4 protein-coding genes are annotated in these 4,502 nt (G+C 72.6%); 3 read left to right on the plus strand and 1 reads right to left on the minus strand.

The window, feature by feature from the left end:
- The first annotated feature begins 402 nt into the window (after positions 1-402).
- On the plus strand, positions 403-1,695 hold the full coding sequence (locus tag DQW85_RS27000) for a glycosyltransferase family 4 protein (RefSeq protein WP_113702729.1): 1,293 nt from the start codon (positions 403-405) through the stop codon (positions 1,693-1,695).
- Here DQW85_RS27000 and DQW85_RS27005 read toward each other — a convergent pair.
- Complete coding sequence (locus DQW85_RS27005; protein WP_113702730.1) at positions 1,655-2,563, minus strand: S1C family serine protease; 909 nt, start codon at positions 2,561-2,563, stop codon at positions 1,655-1,657. The two genes, DQW85_RS27000 and DQW85_RS27005, sit on opposite strands and share 41 nt — an antisense overlap.
- A 174-nt stretch (positions 2,564-2,737) precedes the next feature.
- On the opposite strand from DQW85_RS27005, the gene DQW85_RS27010 reads away from it, so the two are divergent.
- Both DQW85_RS27010 and DQW85_RS27015 read left to right on the plus strand, forming a co-directional pair.
- Entirely contained in the window at positions 2,738-3,385 is a 648-nt protein-coding gene (locus DQW85_RS27010; protein ID WP_113702732.1) for a PadR family transcriptional regulator, read from the plus strand.
- 160 nt (positions 3,386-3,545) lie between these two features.
- Positions 3,546-4,418, plus strand: coding sequence for an alpha/beta fold hydrolase (locus DQW85_RS27015; RefSeq protein ID WP_113702731.1), 873 nt, complete (start codon positions 3,546-3,548; stop codon positions 4,416-4,418).
- Positions 4,419-4,502: the final 84 nt, after the last annotated feature.

The following is a 4,502-nucleotide window of genomic DNA, read 5'->3' on the forward strand; positions in this document are numbered from 1 at the left end:
CCGCCGGCTGCCGCCCCGGCGGACGAGTGGCCCCCCGGGCGCGGGCGCCGGCGGGGGAGCCGGGCCCGAGCAGCTCACGATCCTCTGACCAACCGCGCCCGGTCCCGAGGCGGGGAGAAAGTCACCCGCAACGGGCGGCTCATCGTCTTCTGGGCGTGTTACCGCCTTTCTCGGCGAGAAGGGCGCTGGTGGGCGAAGCTGCGCGGACTTCGCGAGTCCCCCAGCAAAGGATGCAACCTTAGGCCCTTTTGCCGCGTCTAATGATCATAGGTGGGGATAGTTCCACGGGGATGAACGGTGCACTCCGCCTAAGCGAGACAATCTTCTTCCGGCGGTGAGGCGCGCCCTCGCCGCCGGTGACGCGTGTTGTCCGACACTCTCGAGCCAAGGGGGATTCCGCAGGTGCGCGCACTGGCACGCAAGGGCAGGTCGGCGATGGTCCGGCTGTACAGGGGGTACAACCGGCGCAGGGCACGCAACGCGCCTCCTCCGTCGATCGACCGCGTCAGGATCCTGCTGCTCCACGCCAACGGCATGGGCGGCACGATCCGGACCGTGTTCAACCTCGCCGGCTACCTGGCGCGCGACCACGACGTCGAGATCGTGAGCATCATCAAGGAGGCCGAGGAGCCGTTCTTCCCCATCGACCCGCGGGTCAGGTTCCGGTTCCTCGACGACCGGCTCGACCCCGGCCCGGACCCGTTGCGGGCGATGCTGTCGAAGATGCCGAGCAGGCTGATCCCCAAGGAGGAGTCGGCCTACCACCGCTTCAACCTGTGGACCGACCTCAAGCTGGCCCGATTCATCCGCTCCCTCGACACCGGCGTGCTGATGGCCACCCGGCCCGGTCTCAACCTGGCCATGGCGCAGCTGGCGCCGCCCGGCGTCATCACCGTGGGCCAGGAGCACGTGGCCCTGCGCACCCAGGCCGAGCCGCTGCAGGAGCTCATCAAGTGGCGCTACCGCCGCATGGACGCCCTCGTCACCCTCACCAAGGCCGATCTGCGCGACTACCGCGAGACGCTGCCCAAGAAGCCCCGGCGCCTGGCCCGGATCCCGAACGCCGTGCCGCCGATGACCGGTGACGTGTCCAAGCTGGACGCCAAGGTCGCCATCGCCATCGGCCGCATGACCCGCATCAAGGGCTTCCACCGGCTGATCGCCGCCTGGGAGCAGGTCGTCCAGCACCACCCCGACTGGCAGCTGCGCATCTTCGGCGCCGGACCCCAGGAGGACAACCTGCGCGCCCAGATCGCCGAGGCCGGTCTCGAAGGCAAGGTCGTGCTGCCCGGCGCCACCTCCGACGTGGGCGCCGAGCTGGAGAAGGCATCCCTCTTCGTGCTCAGCTCCCGCCATGAGGGCTTCCCCATGACCGTCCTCGAGGCCATGGCCAAGGGGCTGGCCATCGTGAGCTTCAACAGCCCGCACGGCCCCAAGGAGATGATCACCGACGAGGTCGACGGGCTGCTGGTCAAGCCGCGTACCAACGCCAACCTCGCCGCCGCCCTCCTGCGCGTCATCGAGGACGAGCAGCTGCGCCGCCGGCTCGCCGCCGGCGCGCTGGAGACCGCCCGTTCCTACGATGTCGACGCGGTCGGCGCCCAGTGGGACGGCCTGCTGGAGGAGTTGCTCGCCCGCCGCAACGGCACCTGGGTCAAACCTCAGACCCCGACAGCTCCACCGGTTCGGCGATGACGTCGACCAGCGCGCCGTTGCGGTAGACGGTGACCGGCAGCGGCCTGCCGATCGCCTCGGCGAACATCAGCCGCTGCAGGTCCTGCGCGTCTCCCACCGGTTTGCGGTCCGCGCTCAGCACGAGGTCCCCCGCCCGCAGCCCCGCCCTGCCGGCGGGCGAGCCGGGCACCACCTCCATCACGCGTAGCGCGTTGTCCTGCCCGGTGCGCCGCCGCAGCGCCTCGGGCAGCGGCGCCGGCGACGTCACCAGCCCCAGGTAGGCCCGCCGCACCCGGCCGTCCCTGATCAAGGTGGCGATGATGGAGCGGGTCGTGCCGTTCACCGGCACGGCCAGCCCCACGCCGACTCCGGCCACCGCGGTGTTGACGCCCACCACCCGTGCCCGCGCGTCGGCGAGCGCCCCGCCGGAGTTGCCCGGGTTCAGCGCGGCGTCGGTCTGGATCACGTCCTCGATCAGCCGTATGGCGGAGCCGCTGCGCGCGGGCAGCGAACGGCCCAGTCCCGACACCACCCCCGCGGTCACCGACCCGGCCAGCCCGAGGGGGTTGCCGACGGCCACCACCAGCTGCCCGACCACCAGCTCGTCGCTGTCGCCGAGCACGGCCGGCTCCGGCGTCGGCCCGTCCGCCCTGATCACCGCCAGGTCCGACAGCGGATCCCGCCCCACCACCCGGAAGCCGCCCGACGACCCGTCCGCGAACGCCACCGTGCCCGACGTCGCCGAGCCGACCACGTGCGCGTTCGTCAGCAGTAAGCCGTCGGAGGAGAACACGACGGCCGAGCCGCTGCCCCGTCCGGCGCGCACGGCGGCCACCTTGGGCAGCAGCTCGGCCGCCACGGACGAGACGATCTGCGAGTAGGAGTCCATGCCAGCCTCCTCGGGAGAAGCCACGCGATGCCCTGCCGGGGCACGTGCTTACATCATTACGCTTCAAGCGCGCTGACGCTCCCCGCATTCCCGCCGCGGGCATTGCCCCGTGTCTACTCGCAGGCGTATGCTCGCATACGAGTAATCGTGTGCGAATAAGCAGGGGTGGTCCGGGTGGCGAGACGGCGGCGGGTCGGCAACCTGCTGGCGCTCGCCGTGCTGTCCGTCGTGGCGGAGCGCCCGATGCACGCGTACGAGATGGCCTCCGTCATACGCGCCCGCGGCAAGGACCGGGACATGGCCGTCAAATGGGGCTCCCTCTACACCGTCGTGCACAACCTCGACAGGCACGGCCTGATCGAGGCGGCGGGGAGCGCCAGGGAGGGGGGCCGCCCCGAGCGGACCGTCTACCGCATCACCGGCGCCGGCCGGGCCGAGCTCGACGACTGGACGCGCGAGCTGCTGTCCGAGCCCGAGGAGGAGCGGCCGAGGTTCGAGGCGGGGCTGTCGGTGATGGGCGGGCTCCCGCCCGACGAGGTCACGGACCTGCTGCGGCGGCGGCTCGACGTGCTGCGACGCGAGATCGCCGCGCGGCGCGCCGAGCTGGAACGCGACCGGGCCGGGCTTCCGCGGCTGTTCCTCCTGGAGTCTGAGTACGGCCTGGCCATGCGCGAGGCGGAGGCCGAGTGGACCCGGTCGCTGCTCGGCGAGCTGGCCGGCGGCTCGTTCCCCGGCCTGGACCAGTGGCGCGAATTCCATCGCACCGGCCGCCTGCCCCCGGACGTGGCCGGCCTCGCCGAAAGGAGATCCGTCACGGACTGACGCGCGCGAAAAGGCCCCGGCGGGGGTGCTGCAACACCGCCGCCGGAGCCCTCGACCTCGAAACCGAACACCCGCGGAGCGGATCCCGGCCACGAGATGGCACTGGCAAGGATAGCCGGGCTTCCCCCGCGCGGGCCGACACGCCTGAGGGGAAACGACCATGACACATGTCCAGACCACCGCCCGTTCCGTGACGTCCAGGGACGGCACCACCATCGCCTACCGGGTCGTCGGCGGCCCCGGCCCCAGACCTGGGGTCGTCCTGCTGCACGGCGCCATGCAGGCCGGGCCGAGCAACGTCGAGCTGGCCCGGGCGCTGGCCGGCGCCTACACCTGTTACGTGCCCGACCGGCGCGGGCGCGGCGCCAGCGGCCCGTGCGGCGCCGGCTACGGCCTCCAGAGGGAGGTCGAGGACCTCGACGCGCTGCTCACCGCCACCGGCGCCCGCGACGTGATCGGGGTCAGCTCGGGGGCCGTCATAGCGCTGAGCACCGCGCTCGCACGCCCTGACCTGCGCCGGGTGGTCGCGTTCGAGCCGCCCCTGAACCTCGGCGACACTGACCCGACGGGCTTGCTGGAGCGGTTCGACCGGGAGATCGCCGAAGGGAGGGTGGCGAGGGCGCTGGTCACCGGGATGCTCGCCGCCCACCTGGGACCACCGGTCCTCCAGGTGCTGCCCCGGTGGCTGCTGGAGCGGCTCACCACCGCGTTCATGGCCCGCCAGGAGCGGCAGGGGGCCGGGGAGGAGCCGCGCTTCCGGGAGCTGGCGCCGACGCTGCACTACGACATCCGGTTGGTGACCGAGGCGATCGGCTCCCTGGAGCGCCTGCGCGGGGTGCGGGCCGAGGTGCTGCTGATGGGCGGCTCCCGCAGCGCCGCCCCCATCAAGAGGGCGCTCACCGCGCTGGAGGGCCTGCTGCCGCACGCGCGGCGGGTGGAGCTGCGCGGCCTGGGCCACGAGGCCACCTGCAACACCGCCATGGGCGGTCGCCCCGGACGGGTCGCCGAGGAGGTGAGCCGCTTCCTGACCTGATCCCCGCGCCCCGGCCCCCGCCGCCCCGCCGGCCTGCGTGACGGCCCGCGGGGCGGCGGGTCAGAGGTGGCGCAGGAAGGTGGC

The organism is Nonomuraea lactucae (assembly GCF_003313395.1).
In the GTDB taxonomy this organism is placed as follows: domain Bacteria; phylum Actinomycetota; class Actinomycetes; order Streptosporangiales; family Streptosporangiaceae; genus Nonomuraea; species Nonomuraea lactucae.

Bases quoted from the DNA above. Each gene is read 5' to 3' on its own strand.
- DQW85_RS27005 (WP_113702730.1), bottom strand. From the start codon at position 2,563: ATGGACTCCTACTCGCAGATCGTCTCGTCCGTGGCGGCCGAGCTGCTG.
- DQW85_RS27015 (WP_113702731.1), top strand. From the start codon at position 3,546: ATGACACATGTCCAGACCACCGCCCGTTCCGTGACGTCCAGGGACGGC.